Genomic DNA, 17338 nt, shown 5'->3' with positions numbered 1-17338 from the left:
TAGAAGATGGCGATGTCGTTGCGGGGAGGCAGCGTACGGATTCCCGCCCACGAGCCCTCTCGACCGATTGAACCGGTCGAGAGGGGGGACGGCCGCGATGTCAGGGCAGCGCCGGGATGGTGCGGTCGGTGATGAGAGCGCGGTACCAGTGCGCGCTGTCCTTCGGGGTACGCCGCAGCGTGTCGTAGTCGACGTGCACGATGCCGAACCGCTTGGAGTAGCCGTACCCCCACTCGAAGTTGTCCATGAGGGACCACACGAAGTACCCGCGCAGGTCGACGCCGCCCTGGAGCGCGCGGTGGGCGGCCACGAAGTGGCGCCGGAGGTAGTCGGTACGCAGAGCGTCGTGCACGGCCCGCGTCCCGTCGGCCTCGACGGTGAGCTCGTCCGGGAAGGCGGCGCCGTTCTCCGTGATGATGAGGGGCTGGCCGGGGAATTCGGCGTGCAGGTGGAGAAGAAGCTCCTCCAGGCCGCCCGGATCGATGTTCCAGCCCATGTCGGTGTACGGTCCGGCTTGCGCGACGAACTCCACCTGGTCGGCCCCCGGCCAGGGCGAGCCGCCCATGTCCTTGTGGCCGTCGTTGCTCTGCCGCGGGCTCGCGCCGTCCCAGAGACGTACGGTCGTGGTCGAGTAGTAGTTGACGCCGAGCAGGTCGAGCGGCTGGTGGATGACCGCGAGGTCACCCTCGTGGACGAAGGACCAGTCGGTGACGCCGGCGGTGTCCTTGAGCAGGTCGGCCGGGTATTCACCGCGCAGCAGCGGCCCGGTGAAGGCGCGGTTTGCCAGGGCGTCGATGCGGCGCACGGCCTCCTCGCCGCCGTCACCCTCGCCCCGCAGGACGTGGAAATTGAGGGTGATCGCGTATTGGGGCGCGTTGGTGACCACCTGCCGCAGCTCCTGGACGGCCAGGCCGTGCGCCAGGTTGAGGTGGTGCACGGCCGCGAGAGCCGCGGCGCCGTCGGTACGGCCGGGGGCGTGCGCGCCCGAGCCGTAGCCGAGGTAGGCCGAGCACCAGGGCTCGTTGAGGGTCGTCCACACGGCGACGCGGTCGCCCAGCGCCTCGCCGACGATGCGGGCGTAGTCGGCGAAGGCGTACGCCGTCCGGCGGTCGGTCCAGCCGCCCTCGTCCTCGAGCGCCTGGGGCAGGTCCCAGTGGTAGAGGGTGGCGACAGGGGTGATCCCGCGGGCGAGGAGGCCGTCGACGAGGCGGCTGTAGAAGTCCAGCCCCTTCGGGTTGGCCGGGCCGCGACCGGTGGGCTGGATGCGCGGCCAGGCGATCGAGAAGCGGTAGGCCTCCAGCCCGAGCTCGCTCATGAGGTCGAGATCCTCTTCGAGGCGGTGGTAGTGGTCGTCGGCCACGTCTCCCGTGTCGCCGTTCCACACCTTGCCGGGTGTGTGCGAGAAGGTGTCCCAGATGGACGGCCCGCGCCCGTCCTCGGTGGCCGCGCCTTCGATCTGGTACGCGGCGGTGGCGGAGCCGAAGAGGAAACCGGCGGGGAAGGTCAGGCCGGATTCGCGGTAGTCGTCGCCGTTGGGCGTCATGAAGGGTCCTCGTTTCGTGGCGCCGTCAGGCGAGTTCGTAGGTCCAGCCGGAGGCGAGGGAAGAAGAGATGGAAGCCTGGCCACCGGAGCGGGTGATGGTGAACACCTGGTCGGTGACCGTGAGAGTGGTCTCGCCGTCCGGGCCCGGGTAGACGCGGAGGGTCAGGCCGTCGAGGTAGTCGTAGTCCGGCCGGTCGGCCCTGGCCCCGATGGGCAGGACGGCGCCCTCGCGTACGTAGATCGGCATCGAGGTGAAGCCGTGCGTCTCGGTGCGCCAGCGTCCGCCCTCGACGCGCTCGCCTGTCAGATGGTTCGTCCACGTGCCGTCCGGTAGGTAGACCTCGACCGTACCGTCTGGGCTGAAGACCGGCGCGATGAGCAGGTCGGGGCCCAGCATGTACTGGGTGTCGAGGTGGGCGACGTTGCGATCCTCGGGAAACTCCATCGCCATCGGCCGCATGACGGGCGTCCCGCTCTCGTGGGCCTGGAGGCCCACCTGGAACAGGTACGGCATCAGGCGGAGCTTGAGTTTCGTGAACAGCCGGGTCACCTCGACCGCCTCCTCGTCGAAGGCCCAGGGCACACGGTAGGACGAGGAGCCGTGGAGCCGCGAGTGGGAGGACATGAGTCCGAAGGCTACCCAGCGCTTGAAGACGCCGGGATCCGGGGTGCCCTCGAAGCCGCCGATGTCGTGGCTCCAGAAGGAGAAGCCGGAGAAGGCGAGCGACAGGCCGCCGCGCAGGGTCTCCGCCATGGACTCATAACTCGACCCCGTGTCGCCGCCCCAGTGAACCGGCAGCCGCTGGCCGCCCGCGGTCGCCGACCGCGCGAACAGCACCGCCTCGCCCCGGCCGCGCTGTTCCTCCAGCACCTCGAACACGGCCGTGTTGTAGAGGTGGGTGTAGAGGTTGTGCATCCGCTCGGGCGTGGACCCGTCGAAATAGGCGACGTCGAGCGGGATGCGCTCCCCGAAGTCGGTTTTGAAAGCGTCGACTCCCTGATTCTGAAGCGCGCGCAGCTTGGACTGGAACCACCGGGTCGCCTCGGGGTTGGTGAAGTCGACCAGCCCCATGCCGGGCTGCCACAGATCCCACTGCCAGACCGATCCGTCGGGACGCTTCAGCAGGAAGCCCCGCTCGGCCGCCTCGGCGAACAGCGGCGAGCGCTGGGCGATGTAGGGGTTGATCCACACGCAGACGCGCAGGTCCTTCGCGCGCAGGCGGGCGAGCATGCCCTCGGGGTCGGGGAAGACGCGCGGGTCCCACGCGAAGTCGCACCAGTTGAACTCGCGCATCCAGAAGCAGTCGAAGTGGAAGACCGACAGCGGCAGGTCGCGCTCGGCCATGCCGTCGATGAAGGACGTCACCGTCCGCTCGTCGTAGTCGGTGGTGAACGAGGTCGACAGCCACAGGCCGTAGGACCACGCGGGCAGGCGGGCGGGACGGCCGGTGAGCGCGGTGTAGCGTTCGAGGATCCGCTTGGGCGTCGGCCCGTAGATCACGAAGTACTCGAGGCTCTCTCCCGCGACCGAGAACTGCGCGCGCTGCACCGCCTCCGACCCGATCTCGTACGAGACATGCCCCGGATGGTTGACGAAGACGCCGTATCCGCGGCTGGTCAGGTAGAACGGCACGTTCTTGTACGCCTGCTCGGAGGAGGTCCCGCCGTCGGCGTTCCAGATCTCCACGGTCTGGCCGTTCTTGACCAGCGGCCCGAAGCGTTCGCCAAGCCCGTAGACCACCTCGCCCACGCCGAGCGAGAGCTGCTGGGCGAGGTGGACGGACGAGCGGGCGGCGCCGACCGGCGCCGAATCGACGTGCGCGTCCTCGGTGAGCCGGAAGTAGCCGATGGACTTGTGCCCGCTGGCGGTCAGCGGGCGTCCGTCGCCGTGGAAGGACAGGTTCCACGGGGCTCCGGGCGCGATGGTCGCGCTCAGCGCGCCGCTGGTGAGCGTCGTCCCGTTCGTGTCGTCCGCTTTGACGACGCCGTGGCCGTCCTCGGCGCCGGGCAGGTCGAAGCCGCGTTCCTCGCCGCCTCCCACGTGGTGGTCGACGCGTACGCGGATCACGTCCGGCAGCGGTGACGACAGGGTCAGCGAGAGCACCGGCCGGTTGAGCGTGTCGCCCCGGCGGTGGATGACGGTGGTGGGCGCGGTCACGGTGACCGTCCCGTCCTCCGCCCAGATGTCGTGGGCCTCGGCGGCGTACAGCGCGGTGACGCCGGGACGCAACTGCCAGAGACCGTCGGTGAACTTCATTGGTGGATCATCCCTTCAATCCGCCGGCCAGCAGGTCGGCGCGCCAGAAGCGCTGCAGGACCAGGACCAGAATGATCAGCGGGATGACGGACACGGCCGAGCCCATGATGACCAGCGAGTACAGGTCGCCGTCGCCCGCGCCCTTGCCCATGAACGTGTACAGGCCGAGGGTGATGGGGTATTTGTCCTGGTCGGAGAGCATGATGAAGGGCAGCAGGAAGTTGTTCCAGATGCCGACGAACTGCAGCAGGAACACCGTCACCAGCCCCTGCGTCATCATGGGCAGCACGATGCCGCCGAAGATGCGGAATTCACCGGCGCCGTCCAGGCGGGCCGCTTCCAGGGTGCTCTGGGGGACCGCGGCGTTGGCGAAGACCCGGCACAGGAAGATGCCGAACGGGTTGATGATCACCGGCAGGAGTACGGACCAGTAGGTCCCGGCCAGGCCGACGGCGGCCATGAGCAGATACTGCGGGACAGCCAGCACGATGCCGGGCACCAGCACACCGGCGAGGATCACCGAGAACAGGACCTGGCTGCCCCGGAAGCGGAACTTGGCCAGGGCATAACCGGCCATGGCCGACACCAGCGTGGACAGGACCGCGCCGAGCCCGGCGTACAGCAGGGAGTTGAGCCCCCACTGCCAGAACTGGCCGTCGCCGTACGCGCTCAGGTTGGCGAGGTTGTCGAAGAACCCGCTGCCGGGCACGAAGGAGAAGGTGGTGAACAACTCGCGCGAGGTCTTCGAGGCGGCGGCGACCACCCAGACCACGGGGGCCAGACAGTAGAGCGCGCCGAGCAGCAGCACGATCAGCGCCAGCCGCGGCCGCCGCGCCGCGCCCGCGCGGCGACGGCTGCGGAACTGGCGATCGCCGGTGCGGCTCTGGAGGGCGGCGGTCATGCGTTGTCCCCGAAGGTACGGCGCTGGAAGAAGCGCAGCAGCAACATGGACAGGACCAGGATGCCCAGGGCCAGGACGACGGAGGCGGCGGCAGCCCCGCCGAGATTGTCGTTCATGAACGCCTCTTGATAGATCTTCATCAGCGGCACCCAGGTGAAGCTGATGGTGGTCGACATCGGCCGCAGCGTGGCCGGCTCGCTGTACAGCTGCAGGGTGCCGATCACGGAGAACAGGCCGGTGAGCACGAGCGCGGGCGCCACCAAGGGGATCTTGATGCGCCAGGCGATCTGCAGCTCGCCGGCCCCGTCGATGCGGGCCGCCTCGTAGATGGAGGTGGGGATGGCGCGCAGCGACGTGAAGATGATGATCATGTTGAAGCCGACGCCGGACCACAGCGCGATGTTGGCCAGCGAGAAGTACAGGGTGGGAAAGCTGAAGAAGTCCAGCGGCCCGGCGTGCAACTGCTTGGCGAGGTAGTTGAGCGGGCTGGTGCTGGGCAGGTAGAGGAACCCCCACAGGAGACTGGCGATGACGCCGGGCACCGCGTACGGCAGGAAGATCGCAGTACGCGTGAAGCCGCGCGCCCGCACCCTGGGAGTGTCCAGCAGCAACGCGAACAGCAGCGCCAGGCCCAGCACGCTGGGAATCGAGATGAGGCCGTAGAGCAGCACCCGGCCGAGCCCGGCGACGTATTCGGGATCGGTGAGCGCGGCGAGATAGTTGTCGAAGCCGACGAAAGTCTGCACCCGCCGCCCGAACGCGCCGCCGCCGTCGATGCGGAAGCCGCGGAAGCTCAGGTAGATCGCGTAACCGATCGGGATGATCAGAAACAGGGTGAACAACACGATCGCGGGCGTGGCGAACAGCCACGGGGTGGCGGCGCCGCGGAAGCGGAGGCGCGAGCGCCGGCCAGCGGGGTTGGCGGGCATGAGACATCCAGGATGGGGTCGGACCGAGGGCCCCGACGGGCCCTCGGCGTCTTACTTGGTGACGGTGTAGCCGGACTTCTCCAGGTCAGCGACGACTGCCTGCTGCGTGGCCTTGTATACCTCGCGGAAGGAGCTCTTGTTGAGCGCGGCCTTGTTGAGCGCGTCTCCGAAGGCGGTCTGCGACACGTTCACGTTGGGTCCCCAGGTCACCGGGATGGTGGTGTTCTTGATCACCTGGTCGGCGACCTGGTAGAAGTCCTTCTGCTGCGGCATCAGCTTGGGCGGCTCGTGGCTCAGGGTCGCCTGGCGGCCGGCGTTGCCGCCGGGGTAGATGTCGAGGGAGAGCTGCAGCTTGGAGCCCTCGTCGGAGGCGCCGAGCCAGGCGGCGAAGGCCGCGGCCTCCTTGGCGTGCTTGGACTTGGCCGGCACCAGGAAGGCGGAGCCGCCCAGGAACGGGACGGCGGGGTCGCCGGCCGTCCACTGCGGCAGCGGCGCCGACTCCCACTTGCCGGCGGTGTCGGGCGCCACCGAGTGGATCACGTTGGGGGCCCAGGCGGCGGCGGCCCAGCTCAGGAGCTTGCCGTCGTTGACCTGAGCGTTCCATTCCGGCGTGAGCAGCGGCTCGACCTTGACCAGGTCCCGCTTCACGAGGTCCTCCCAGAAGTCGGCGGTCTTCAGCGACGGCTCGCTGTCGATGCCGACCTTCCAGGCCTTGCCGTCGTTGCTCCACCATTGGGCGCCGGCCTGGGCGGCCTGCGCGGCGAAGAACTCGAGCTGGGCGGCGGAGAAGCTGGCGATGTAGGCCTCGGGGTTCTTCTTGTGGATCTGCTCGGCAGCCTTGGCGTACTCGGCCCAGGTGGTGGGGACCTTGGCGCCGTACTTGTCGAACAGGTCCTTGCGGTAGGTGAACATCATCGGCCCGATGTCCTGGGGCACGCCGTAGACCTGGTTGTTGAAGGTGGTCAGGGCCCAGATGTTGGGCTCGATGCCGGACTTGACGCCGGCCACGTCGGCGGTGACGTCCTTGACGGCTCCGGCCACCACCAGGGCGGGCAGGCCGCGATACTCCACCTGCACCACGTCGGGGGTGTCGCCGGCCTGGTCGGCGGCCAGCAGCTTGGAGGCGGTGTCGGCGGTTCCGCCGACCTCCGACAGCTTGACGGTGACGTTCGGGTTCTCCTGGTGGTACTTGTCGATGATCGCCTTGGCCCGCGGATCGTTGCCCTTGAGGTTCCACGTCCAGACCTGGAGCGTGACCGGGCCCTTGGCGGCCTCGGTGCCCGAGGCGCCCGAGGAGGGCGTGTCGGCGGACGAGCAGGCGGCCACGGTCGCGGTCAGGGCGACCGCGAGCGCGGCGGCCATCGTCCAGCGACGGCGCGGTCGGGGGGTCGGTGGGGTCATCACGGGCTCCTCGGACGGGTGGTGCACCACGGCGGAATGCCGGGTCGTGCGTTGGGAACTAACCTGATGTTAACGTTGTCATCCTGTCAAGCCCCCTGCTCGTAACAGAGCCGACACAGCTTCGGAGTCCACCCCCGTGCCCACCTTCCGCAACCCGGTTCTGCCCGGCTGCTATCCGGACCCGTCGATCTGCCGGGCCGGTGAGGACTTCTATCTGGTCACCTCATCGTTCGCCTACTTCCCGGGCATCCCCCTGTTTCACAGCCGGGACCTGGTGAGCTGGCGGCAGCTCACGCACGTACTCGACCGGCCGAGCCCGCTGTCGCTGGAGGGACTGGACGTCTCCGACGGGATCTGGGCGCCGACCATCCGCCACCACGACGGCAGGTTCTACGTGGTCTCCACCCTGGCCAGAAACCGGCAGGGCAGCGTCACCTTCGTCGTCACCGCCGACGACCCGGCCGGGCCGTGGTCGGACCCGGTGCCGCTGGAGGCCGAGGGCATCGATCCGTCGCTGTTCTTCGACGACGACGGCCGATGCTGGTTCACCGCCTGCCGGGACGCCCGTCAGCCGACCGGCGGCGGCCCCGGCGAGCTGTGGATGCGCGAGCTCGACCTCGACCGGCTCAAGCTCGTCGGCCCGACCCACGTGCTGTGGCACGGCGCCGTACGCGGGGCGTGGGTGGAGGCGCCCCATCTGTACAAGCGTGACGGCGTGTACTACCTGATCGCCGCCGAAGGCGGGACCGAGAGCAACCACAGCGTCACCGCGGCCCGTTCAAGTGCCGTCGCCGGCCCGTACGTCACCGATCCGCGCAGCCCGCTGCTGACCCACCGGCACCGCGGCTCGGCCGAGCCCGTCCAGAACGTCGGCCACGTCGACCTGGTGGACACCCCCGACGGCGAGACCTGGGCCGTGGCGCTCGGGGTCCGGCCGATCGAGGGGACGCACACGCTGGGTCGCGAGGTGTTCCTGGTGCCCGTCGCCTGGGGTGCTCATGGGCCGGTCTTCGCCCCGGAGGCGGGCGGCGTGCGGTTGTCGGAACGGCTGCCGTCGATCGCCACCGCAGGGCGGGGGGATGGCACGTTCGCGGGGTCGGGCGATGATGCCTCTGTCGGGCTGGGCGATGGGGCCGCCGGGCTGGCGGGTCGGGTGCGTTTCGATGCGCCGGTGCCGGGCCTGGAGTGGAACAGCCTCCGAGGCCCCGTCGACGACCGCGTCAGCCCCTCGGCCGACGGGGGCGGCCTCGGCCTCGTTCTTGCCGCCGAGTCGCTCGGCTCCACCGGCGTGCCCACCTTCCTCGGGCGGCGCCAGCAGCATGTCCGCTTCGACGCGCGGACGCACATCAGCTTCTCCGCGGCGCATCCGGCGGAAGAGGCCGGGCTCGCCGTCTTCCAGAACCAGGACCACCACGCCACCCTCGCCCTCACCGTGGACGACGACGGGCGGTCTCAGGTGGTGCTGACCGTACGCCAGGCCGGTACGAGCACCCGCCTGGCCTCCGTACCGGTGGCGACGGGCGAGGTGGTGCTGGCGGTCGAGGGAGACGAGGCCCGCTACGCCTTTCGCCTCAAGGAGCCTGACAGCGGCCAATGGGTCAGCCTGGGTGACGTCGAGCGGTCCTGCTTGAGCACCGAGCGGGCGGGCGGGTTCGTGGGGGTCTACCTCGGCCTGTACGCGACCAGCAACGGCCGCTCCACCGACGGGCGGGCGTACGCCCACTGGTTCGACTACCGGCCCCACGCCGAGCAGACCAGCATGCCCCGGACGGCTGGTTAGTCAGCGCGGCGGTCGGGGCGCCGCCGTGCTGCGCCGGACCACCAGCTCGGGGGCGATCCGCTCGGAGGAGGCCGGCTCGCCCTTCATCATGCGCAGGACCTGCTGGATGGACCGCTCGCCGAGACCCACGAAGTCCTGACGGACCGTGGTGAGCGCGGGCACCAGGTAGGCCGCTCCGGCGATGTCGTCGAACCCGACGAGCGAGATGTCGTCGGGCACCTTGACGCCGAGTTCGGCGAAGGCGGCCAGCACCCCCATGGCCACCTGGTCGTTGCCGGCGAAGATCGCCGTCGGTAGCTCGCCCGTCCGGCGGGTGACGAGGTAGTGGGCCAGCCGGTAGCCGCTGTTGCCGGTGAAGTCGCCCTCGAACAGCTCGCCGTGGGCGTCCGGCGTCTCGGCCAGCGCGGCCCGCCAGCCCTCGACGCGTTCGCGGGCGTCGAAGGTGCGCAGCGCGCCGGTCAGGTGAACGATGTGGCGATGCCCGAGCTCCAGCAGGTGCCGCACGGCGAGCCGCGCGCCGAGCTCCTGGTCGAGCTCGACGAAGCCGACATCCGGATTGGGCACGTTGCCGGACATGATCACCGACATGGGCACGCCGGTGACGATGTCGGCCAGGGCGTCCATCACCATGGGCCGGTCGGCGATGACCGCGATGGCCTCCACCGCCTGGTCGGTGAGCCGCTGCAGCGTCTCGGTCAGGTCCTTGGTGGTGCCGCCCTGCCAGGCTGCCAGGTTGAGCCAGTATCCGGCCCGCTGCGCCGCGCTCTGTACGCCGCGCAGGACGCGGGGCAGCTCGTACAGCTCGGCCCCGGCGAGGACCACGCCGATCGTCGAGGACCGGCGACTCTTGAGCGCGCGGGCCACGCTGTTACGGCGATAGCCGAGCTTCTCGATGGCGGCCTCGACCCGGGCCCGGGTCTCCGGCCGGACCGAGGGGTGATCGTTCAGGACGCGGGACACGGTGACGTGCGACACGCCGGCTTCGCGTGCCACATCCACCATGCCTGGTGCCCGGTTCATGTCCCTCACTGACAGCTTCTACCGCGATAACTTCCACCACGACGCCCTGGCCTGCCCGGTGTCAGGTCGATCGTGTCACACCCGCCGCGTGCTCCGGCCGGAGAAGGAACGGCGGCCACGCGAAGCCGGGCTCTACGCTTCGTCCCCGGCCCGCCGTATCAAGGCGCGTAGACCGCGTCAGTCCTGACCGCCGCGCGCGGCTGCGGCGCCGACCACAGCCTGCTGAAGCTCCCCGGGGCTACGGCGCCGACCACAGCGTGCCGATGATCTGCTGGAGGATCTCCTGAGTCGCCCCGGCCGGCTGCGCGTAGACGCTCAGCTGGTTCAGCAGATGGCGGTACGGCCGGACGTCGGCGTCCCTGGTGAGGTACTGGGCGTCGGCGGTCTGTTCCAGATGGACCACGTCAGGCAGGTCCGCCTCGGCGAAGCGCAGGACGGTGAAGGGGTCCACGCCCTTGCCGTGCACGAAGGGCAGCACCTGGAGGGTGACGTGCGGTAGCTTGACCATCTCGTGGAGATGCTCCATCTGGGCGCGCATCGTCGCGCTGTCGCCCACCTGACGGCGCAGCACCGACTCATCCATGACCACCCATAACGTACGGGGCGTGGGTGGCAGCAGAAGTCGCTGGCGGTGCATCCGCAGGGCGACCCGGCGTTCGATCAGCTCGGCGTCGCCGCCTTCGTGGCTCTGCGCGATGACGGCTCGGGCATAGTCCTTGGTCTGGAGCAGGGCCGGGACGTGCTGATCCTCGTAGGTGCGGATGACCGTGGCGTCCTGCTCCAGCCCGAGAAACGCCTCGAACTCGTCGGGGATCACGTCTCGGTAGTCCTGCCACCGGCCAGGAGCATTGGCCTGGACGGCCAGCGCCAGCACGATCTGGCGTTCGTCCTCGTCGACGCCGTACAGGCTGAGCAGGTCGGCCACATCGCCGAGCGGGAGGCCGATCCGGCCGCCTTCCAAGTTGGTGATCTTGGACGCTGAGCAGCCGATGGCGGCCGCCGCCTCACCGCGGGTGATTCCGTGGGACTCGCGCAGCCGACGCAGACGTACGCCGACCAGCATCCGCAAGGCCGTCGGCCCGGAACGATGCCCTGCGGCGCCGGAGATTTCCGTCGAGTCGCCACTGCCCCGAGGAGTCGGCATTTATGCTCCCAATTCGGCAAATCGCCACGCCGCGATCGTCACCATCTTGTCACATGAGGCAGCTGAGACACCATATTTCCTGTCAGTCCCATCCGGCCGCTCCTTCTTCACCGTGCACTTGTTCGGTTTCATCATCGCTGAGGGCGGCCGATCTCGCCCGGACTTGGGGAACTGCCCCGCCACTTCATGCGGAAATATCCAACTTTATCGTCCTTCGCGGTATGGCGCGGGTAAAGCGCGGCCACTAGGTTTCAGTAACCACGGAGGCGACATTAGAGGAGGGTTTCGTGGCGGACGAATCGCCTGTAGAGGGCTCGCCGATTCACCGGCATATCGACACATCTGTCCCGCACGCTGCGCGGATGTGGAACTATTGGCTCGGTGGCAAGGACCACTATCCGGTCGACCGCCAGGCCGGTGACGAGTTCAGCAGAGAGTTCCCGGAAATCGTGAGGATCGCTCAACTGTCTCGGCATCTGCTGGCCCGCATCGTCCGCTATCTGGTCCGGGAGCAGGGGATACGTCAGTTTCTCGATATCGGCACCGGGCTGCCCACCGTGGATAACACCCACGAACTCGCGCAGCAGGCCGACCCGACCAGCCGAGTGGTTTATGTGGACAACGATCCGCTCGTGCTGGTGCACGCCCAGGCCCTGCTCGTGGGCACCCGCGAAGGCGCCACCGACTACATCGAAGCGGACTTACGCGACCCGGACGCGATCTTGGCTGGTGCCTCCAAGACCCTGGACTTCAGCCGGCCGGTAGCGCTCATGTTGATGGGCATCATGGGTTATGTGCGTGACGACGAAGGACCGACGGAGATCGTGACGAGGCTGATGGAGCGCCTGGCCCCCGGCAGCTACCTGGCGTTGTGGGACGGCGTCAATCTCGTCACCGGCCAGGCGTTGGACCAGGCCCAGGAGAACTACAACGAGGGCGGCGGCGTGCCCTACAACCTGCGCGACGAGGGACAGATCACCGCCTTCTTCGACGGTATGGACCTCGTGGCGCCCGGCGTGGTGTCGTTGCCGCAGTGGCGTCCCGACCCCGACCCGTTCCAGGACTCCACGGAGCGGGTGGACGCGTTGTGCGGGGTGGCGCGCAAGCGATAGGCCCGCCGATGACGCCCGCACGAGACCCTCGCCTGAGCCCGCTGATGACGCCCGCACGAGACCCTCGCCTGAGCCCGCCGATGACGCCCGCACCAGACCCTCGTCAAGCCCACCTATGACGCCCGCTCAAGCCCCCCGTCGGCCGAACATCAACCTGGCGGTCCTTCGGAATCCCGCCTTCCGGCTGCTCGCCTCGGCGCAGCTCGGCTTCGTGCTGGGCGAGCAGGTTCTGGCGATCGCCGTCACCGTCTCGGTGCTCAATGCCGGGGGCGACGCGTCCGCGGTCGGTTCCGTGCTCGCCGCCAAGGGCATCGCGTCATTGTGCCTGCTCCTGGTGGGCGGCGTCTGGTCCGATCGCCTTCCCCGGCGGCGGATCCTGATGATCATGCTCGCCGTGGACGCCGTCGCGGCGCTCGTCCCGGTCTTCGTCCTCGGACAGCGTCCTTCCGCCTGGCTATTGGCCGCCGTTCTCTTCGCCGTCGGCGCGGCGGAGTCGTTCATCCGGCCCGCCTTCAACGCGATGCTCGCGGGCACGCTGACGGAAGACCAGCGCGTGTCCGGCCGGGCCCTCGTCAACATCTGTACGCGCCTGGGCGTCATCGCCGGGCCCGTGGTCGGCACCCAACTGGCGAGCGGTGGCGAGGTGCTCCCGTTCGTGCTGGCCGGGATCGTCTTCGCGGGCGGCGCGGCCGTGTTCCGCCGGGTGCCGGAACCACCGTGGTCGCCGGTGCCACGCCGCTCGCTGCTGGGTGAGGCGCTGCTGGGGTTCGCCGAGGCGGGGCGCCGGCCGTGGTTGTCGGCCCTGCTGCTGTTCTCGCCCGTCAGCCTGATGTTCGTGATCGCCCCGAGCCAGGTGCTTCTGCCGCTGATGAGCCGGGAGACGTTCGGGTCGTACGCGGCGTACGGCACGGCGCTCGCGTTCTACGGCGCCGGCGGTCTGATTAGCAGCATCACGATGATGGCCTGGCAGCCGCGGCGGCCGGGCGTGGTGGCCATGTGGTCGATGTCCCTGTACGCGCTGGTCCCGCTGGCGCTCCTGTTCGCCCCCTCTGTCTGGGTGCTCTTCTGCTGCTACCTCGTGGCCGGCTTCGGTGTCGAGACGTACGCCCTCGCCTGGGACGTCGCGATGTACCGGGAGGTGCCCGACCATCTGATCGGGCGGATCACCTCGCTGGCCTGGCTCAGCACGTTCGGCCTCATGCCCTTCGGCCAGGCGCTGACCGGGCCACTGACGAACCTCATGGGCGAGCACGTCGTCCTCTTGGGCGCCGCGGCGCTGGTGCTGGTGATACCGCCCTGCCTGCTCCTCGTCCGGGGGATGCCCGAACTGCGCGGCACCCGTACGCCGACGAAGGACGGATGAGCGCTCAGAGGGCCTCCGTCGCGGGATCGGTCCGGTACGCGCACCAGAGCGTGATGTCATAGCCGATGCCCAGCACGGCGCCGACGATGAGGGGCGCGCCCAGCGCCACCAGGGTGCCCGTGAGCAGGGCCGTGGCGGCGAGCGGGCTGACGGACACGGCGATGCTCCGTGCCAGGCTGGTCATGCTGGCCGCGGTCGTCCGGTAGGCAGGGGGTACGACGGCGGCGGTGAATGCCTGCCTGGCCGGTACGTCGATCTTGGAGACCGTCTGCCGGAGCAGCAGCAGCGCGACCGCGCCACCCAGGGTCGGGGCGAACGGGATGCCGGCCAGCAGCAGGTTGGCGGCCAGGTGGGGGAGCAGCATGGCGGCCAGCAGCCCGCGCCGGGCGGCCAGCAGGGGCGCGGTGAGCTGGGCGAGTGCCGGGAGCAGGTTGGCGGCGAAGCACACCAGGCCGAGCTGGGCGGTGGTGGCCCCGTAGCGGTGGGCGAACCACCAGGCCAGGACGGCCTGGACGGCCATCCCGCCGGAGAAGGCGTCGAGGGCGAACAGCGCGGCCAGGCGGCGAACCGGTCCGGGCACCCGTACCCGGGGCCCGGTCTGGCACTTCTCGATGGACGCGGCCTCGGCGTCCGGTGTGAGGTGCCAGAACAGCAGTACGGTGCCGGCCGCGAGCAGCGCGTACACCGCGAAGGCGGCGTCGGCGGCCGACACCCACGGCTGGAACGACAGCGCGGCGGCGGCCAGCCCGCCCAGGGCGCCGGCCGCCATGGCGGTGACGTTGTAGCAGGTGAAGACGAGCGTGTGCCGGACCGGGGCGCAGGTCTGGGCGAGGATGGACTGCTCCACCCCGGAGAACGGGGTGTTGTCGTTGGTGGACGGCGAGATCGTGCCGATGAAGGCGGCGGCGAGCAGGACGGGATACGACTCACTCACCGCGAACGCCAGGCCGGCGACGGCCATCAGGCAGCCGCAGGCGATCAGCGTGCGCCGGCGCCCCCAGCGGTCGGCGAACAGGCCGAGCACCAGGCTGGCGAGCACCGAGCCGGCGGCGGCCACGGCCAGGAGCAGGCCGGTCTGCCAGGGTTCGGCGCCGTCCTGGGCGAGCAGTTCGGCCAGGAGCACACTGGTGCATCCGTACCCGAAGGTCCGCAGCGCTCGGGCGGCCATGACGAGCCGCCCGTTGCGTCCTACTTCGACCAGAAAAGAGGTCCTGACCTGCTTGTTCGTCATGCGGCATCATCGCGCGGGCGGCTGTGCGGACGCGCGGCAACCCCTATAGATCTTCCTGCGCCGTGTCTCTGGGGGCCGATCATCGGAACACGCCGGTGTGGCCGAGGGAGTGGCGTCCGGGCTGGGGGTAGACGCACAGCCCGTGCGGGCCCCGGCCGACCTTGATCTTGTGGAGCAGCTTTCCGGTCCTGGTGGACAGGACGTAGACGACGCCGTCGTACCTTCCAGACAGCCAGAGCTGCTTGCCGTCCGCCGACACCCCGCCCATGTCGGGCGAGCCGCCGCCTGGGATCCGCCACCGTTCGACCACCTCGCGGGTGGCGAACGAGATGACGGAGACCGTTCCCTCGCCCCTGTTGGAGACGTAGAGCCGCCGCGAGTCCCTGCTGACGTACAGGCCGTGCGCCCCCGCGCCGGTGCGCAGGAAGCCCACCCGCCGGAACGTGGTGGCGTTGATGATCCACACGCCGCCCGCCATCATGTCGGCGACGTAGAAGAGCCGGCCGTCGGAGGAGAGCTTGACGTCCTGCGGCATGTTCCCCGACCCCACACCGATCACCTTCTTCACGCGGGGACGCTCCCAGTCGATGGCCACGATCTGGCCGGAGAACTCGCAGCTGGCCAGGAAGACCGATCCGTCGGCGGTGAAGTCGCCGTGGTTGATCCCCCTGCAGGGCATGTCGAGGGAACGGATCAGGCGCATCGTGTGCGGGTCGCGGAAGTCGAGGCGGTTGTTGCGTTCGGCCATGACCAGCGCGTACGAGCCGTCGGGGGTGAAGTACAGGTTGTACGGATCGTCCACGGGCACCGGCTTACCGGGGCGGCCCGTGACCGGGTTGATGGGGACGAGCCGGTTGCCCTGGTTCTCGTTGATCCACAACGTCTTCAGGTCCCAGGAGGGCACGACGTGCTGTGGCAGGGCGCCGACCCGGAAGCGGCGCACGACCCGGTAGGTCCGCGGATCGATGACGTCCACCGTGTCCGACTCGCTGTTGGGGACATACACGCGCGGGGTCATCTTCTCCACCCGCGGGCTCAGCATCCCCGGCCGGTCGTGGGCGTAGACGTCGGTCACGCGTGCGGCTACCGGCGTGTGCCGGTGCGGCCGCCGCTTCAGCGATGGCGGCTTCGGCGGTGGCGCGGCGGCGTGGTCCGCAACCATGGGAGCGGGGGGCGAACCGCAGGAAGCGGCGGCGACGGCGACCGCTCCCAGCATGATCGTCATCCTCGGCAGTCGCATGCGCCACAGCCTAGGAACGCGTTCGGCAGCGCCTGTCGACGTCCGGGTCAGGGTTGCGTCAGGAAATTACGGTGACCATTAACCGCCTGCGGGGACGGATAGTAGTAGTAGTCGGAACATGCTGGAATTGACGCGCTCCTCGGGATGCGTCCCAGGGATTCCGTCTGTGCCGCATGACGTCATGCGGCATTTCGGTGGCTTCCTGCTTCTTCGGCCGTGCCCCGTGCCCGGCGCTCGCGCGCTGAGTGTGGGGTCTTACCTGCCTCCACAGGCGTTTGGGGTCTCCGCTTCCCGCCCATCTCAGGTTCGGGTTTCCGTCCAGCGGCGACCTGCCGCCTCCCGGCGGCCAGAATGTTGATCGCGGCATTCACATCCCGGTCATGCATCACGCCACAGGCGCACACCCACTCCCGCACGCTCAGCGGCATCACCTGCGCCAGGGTTCCGCACGCCGAGCAGAGCTTGGAGGAAGGATGGAACCGGTCAATCCGGGCGAAGGTACGACCGTAGAGTTTCGCCTTGTACTCCAGCATGCCCACGAACGCCGACCAGCCCGCATCGTGCACGCTCTTGGCCAGCCGCGTGCGAGCCAGCCCGTTGACCGCCAGGTCCTCCACATAGATCGCTTGGTTCTCGCGAACTATCCGCATAGAGGTCTGATGGTGGAACTCCCGGCGCGCATCGGCGACCTTCGCATGCTGCTTGGCGACCTTGATCCGGGCCTTGACCCGGTTCGCCGACCCGTTCTCCTTACGCGACAGCACCTTTTGAAGGCGCTTGAGTTTCTTCTCCGCCCGGCGCAGAAACCGGGGCGAGTCGATCTTCCGGCCATCGGCCAGCACCGCGAAATGCGACAACCCCAGATCGATACCGGTCTCAGCCTCGATGCGGGGCAACGGCCGTTCGGCGACGACGACCACGAACGAGGCGAAGTACCGGCCCGCCGCATCCTTGATCACCGTCACGCTGGACGGATCGGACGGCAGACGGCGGGACCAGCGCACCGTGAGGTCGCCGATTTTCGGCAGGGACAGTTTCCCGCCTGCCGTGATCGTGAACCGGGCGTTCCTGGTGAACCGGATCGCCTGCCGGCTGTCCCGTCGAGACCGCAACCGAGGCGGCGCCATCTTCGGCCCCTTGCGCGTGTCGCTCACACTGGCGAAGAAGTTGCGGTAGGCCACGCAGGCGTCGGCCAGGGCCTGCTGGAGCACCACCGCCGACACCTCGCCCAGCCAGGCCCGATCGGGATGTTGTTTGGCCTGGGTGATGACCTGCTTGGACAGCTCGCCATCGGTGATGAACGGCAGCCCCTCGGCGTGGGTGTGGCGGCGCAGCGCAACCGCGTCGTTGTACACCACCCGCGCACACCCGAACGCCCGCGCCAGCGCGATGCACTGGCCGGGGGTGGGGTCCAGGC

13 protein-coding genes are annotated in these 17338 nt (G+C 69.2%); 3 read left to right on the top strand and 10 right to left on the bottom strand.

Annotation, left to right across the window (positions count from 1 at the left end; translation table 11 throughout):
• Positions 1-100 precede the first annotated feature (100 nt).
• The 5 genes from AB0J16_RS56425 to AB0J16_RS56405 are packed head-to-tail and all read right to left on the bottom strand — an operon-like array spanning position 101 to position 7031.
• Positions 101-1543, bottom strand: coding sequence for a GH1 family beta-glucosidase (locus AB0J16_RS56425; RefSeq protein ID WP_358556673.1), 1443 nt, complete (start codon positions 1541-1543; stop codon positions 101-103).
• A gap of 25 nt (positions 1544-1568) precedes the next feature.
• Positions 1569-3800 carry an alpha-xylosidase gene (yicI, locus tag AB0J16_RS56420; protein ID WP_358556670.1) on the bottom strand — a complete coding sequence of 744 codons (2232 nt, stop codon included), beginning with the start codon at positions 3798-3800 and terminating at the stop codon, positions 1569-1571.
• A gap of 7 nt (positions 3801-3807) precedes the next feature.
• Positions 3808-4701, bottom strand: a complete 894-nt coding sequence (locus tag AB0J16_RS56415) for a carbohydrate ABC transporter permease (protein WP_358556667.1) — start codon at positions 4699-4701, stop codon at positions 3808-3810.
• Positions 4698-5630 carry a sugar ABC transporter permease gene (locus AB0J16_RS56410; RefSeq protein ID WP_358556660.1) on the bottom strand — a complete coding sequence of 311 codons (933 nt, stop codon included), beginning with the start codon at positions 5628-5630 and terminating at the stop codon, positions 4698-4700. The genes AB0J16_RS56415 and AB0J16_RS56410 overlap by 4 nt, the downstream gene beginning before the upstream one ends.
• Before the next feature lie 51 nt (positions 5631-5681).
• Positions 5682-7031, bottom strand: coding sequence for an extracellular solute-binding protein (locus AB0J16_RS56405; RefSeq protein ID WP_358556657.1), 1350 nt, complete (start codon positions 7029-7031; stop codon positions 5682-5684).
• 136 nt (positions 7032-7167) lie between these two features.
• Between AB0J16_RS56405 and AB0J16_RS56400 the strand changes: the two genes are divergently transcribed.
• The gene (locus tag AB0J16_RS56400) at positions 7168-8811 is read left to right on the top strand and encodes a glycoside hydrolase family 43 protein (protein ID WP_358556654.1); all 1644 of its coding nucleotides are present in this window, start codon (positions 7168-7170) and stop codon (positions 8809-8811) included.
• Here AB0J16_RS56400 and AB0J16_RS56395 read toward each other — a convergent pair whose 3' ends face one another.
• Together AB0J16_RS56395 and AB0J16_RS56390 are read right to left on the bottom strand one after the other, a co-directional pair.
• Positions 8812-9831, bottom strand: a complete 1020-nt coding sequence (locus AB0J16_RS56395; RefSeq protein WP_358556651.1) for a LacI family DNA-binding transcriptional regulator — start codon at positions 9829-9831, stop codon at positions 8812-8814.
• Between the two features lie 238 nt (positions 9832-10069).
• Positions 10070-10975: a helix-turn-helix transcriptional regulator gene (locus AB0J16_RS56390; protein WP_358556648.1), complete on the bottom strand. Its 906-nt coding sequence runs from the start codon at positions 10973-10975 to the stop codon at positions 10070-10072.
• 287 nt (positions 10976-11262) lie between these two features.
• Here AB0J16_RS56390 and AB0J16_RS56385 point away from each other — a divergent pair, with 287 nt between their 5' ends.
• A complete protein-coding gene (locus tag AB0J16_RS56385) occupies positions 11263-12087 on the top strand; it encodes an SAM-dependent methyltransferase (RefSeq protein WP_358556645.1) in 825 nt (274 codons plus the stop codon).
• A 115-nt stretch (positions 12088-12202) separates the two neighbouring features.
• Positions 12203-13450, top strand: coding sequence for an MFS transporter (locus AB0J16_RS56380; protein WP_358556643.1), 1248 nt, complete (start codon positions 12203-12205; stop codon positions 13448-13450).
• Between the two features lie 4 nt (positions 13451-13454).
• Here AB0J16_RS56380 and AB0J16_RS56375 read toward each other — a convergent pair whose 3' ends face one another.
• The 3 genes from AB0J16_RS56375 to AB0J16_RS56365 form a co-directional block, all read right to left on the bottom strand.
• The gene (locus AB0J16_RS56375; RefSeq protein WP_358556640.1) at positions 13455-14681 is read right to left on the bottom strand and encodes an MFS transporter; all 1227 of its coding nucleotides are present in this window, start codon (positions 14679-14681) and stop codon (positions 13455-13457) included.
• 79 nt (positions 14682-14760) lie between these two features.
• Complete coding sequence (locus AB0J16_RS56370; RefSeq protein WP_358556637.1) at positions 14761-15921, bottom strand: YncE family protein; 1161 nt, start codon at positions 15919-15921, stop codon at positions 14761-14763.
• 179 nt (positions 15922-16100) lie between these two features.
• A complete protein-coding gene (locus AB0J16_RS56365) occupies positions 16101-17336 on the bottom strand; it encodes a transposase (RefSeq protein WP_358556634.1) in 1236 nt (411 codons plus the stop codon).
• Positions 17337-17338: the final 2 nt, after the last annotated feature.

The organism is Nonomuraea sp. NPDC049750 (genome assembly GCF_040659625.1).
In the GTDB taxonomy this organism is placed as follows: Bacteria; Actinomycetota; Actinomycetes; order Streptosporangiales; family Streptosporangiaceae; genus Nonomuraea.
The sequence above is the reverse complement of the archived record's forward strand: the minus strand, read 5'-3'. Positions and strand labels throughout refer to the sequence as shown.

What these genes read in the sequence shown, in the direction of transcription:
- AB0J16_RS56425 (WP_358556673.1), bottom strand. Translation starts at nt 1,543, where the DNA reads ATGACGCCCAACGGCGACGACTACCGCGAATCCGGCCTGACCTTCCCC.
- yicI (WP_358556670.1), bottom strand. Translation starts at nt 3,800, where the DNA reads ATGAAGTTCACCGACGGTCTCTGGCAGTTGCGTCCCGGCGTCACCGCG.
- AB0J16_RS56415 (WP_358556667.1), bottom strand. Translation starts at nt 4,701, where the DNA reads ATGACCGCCGCCCTCCAGAGCCGCACCGGCGATCGCCAGTTCCGCAGC.
- AB0J16_RS56410 (WP_358556660.1), bottom strand. Translation starts at nt 5,630, where the DNA reads ATGCCCGCCAACCCCGCTGGCCGGCGCTCGCGCCTCCGCTTCCGCGGC.
- AB0J16_RS56405 (WP_358556657.1), bottom strand. Translation starts at nt 7,031, where the DNA reads ATGACCCCACCGACCCCCCGACCGCGCCGTCGCTGGACGATGGCCGCC.
- AB0J16_RS56395 (WP_358556651.1), bottom strand. Translation starts at nt 9,831, where the DNA reads ATGAACCGGGCACCAGGCATGGTGGATGTGGCACGCGAAGCCGGCGTG.
- AB0J16_RS56390 (WP_358556648.1), bottom strand. Translation starts at nt 10,975, where the DNA reads ATGCCGACTCCTCGGGGCAGTGGCGACTCGACGGAAATCTCCGGCGCC.
- AB0J16_RS56380 (WP_358556643.1), top strand. Translation starts at nt 12,203, where the DNA reads ATGACGCCCGCTCAAGCCCCCCGTCGGCCGAACATCAACCTGGCGGTC.
- AB0J16_RS56375 (WP_358556640.1), bottom strand. Translation starts at nt 14,681, where the DNA reads ATGACGAACAAGCAGGTCAGGACCTCTTTTCTGGTCGAAGTAGGACGC.
- AB0J16_RS56370 (WP_358556637.1), bottom strand. Translation starts at nt 15,921, where the DNA reads ATGCGACTGCCGAGGATGACGATCATGCTGGGAGCGGTCGCCGTCGCC.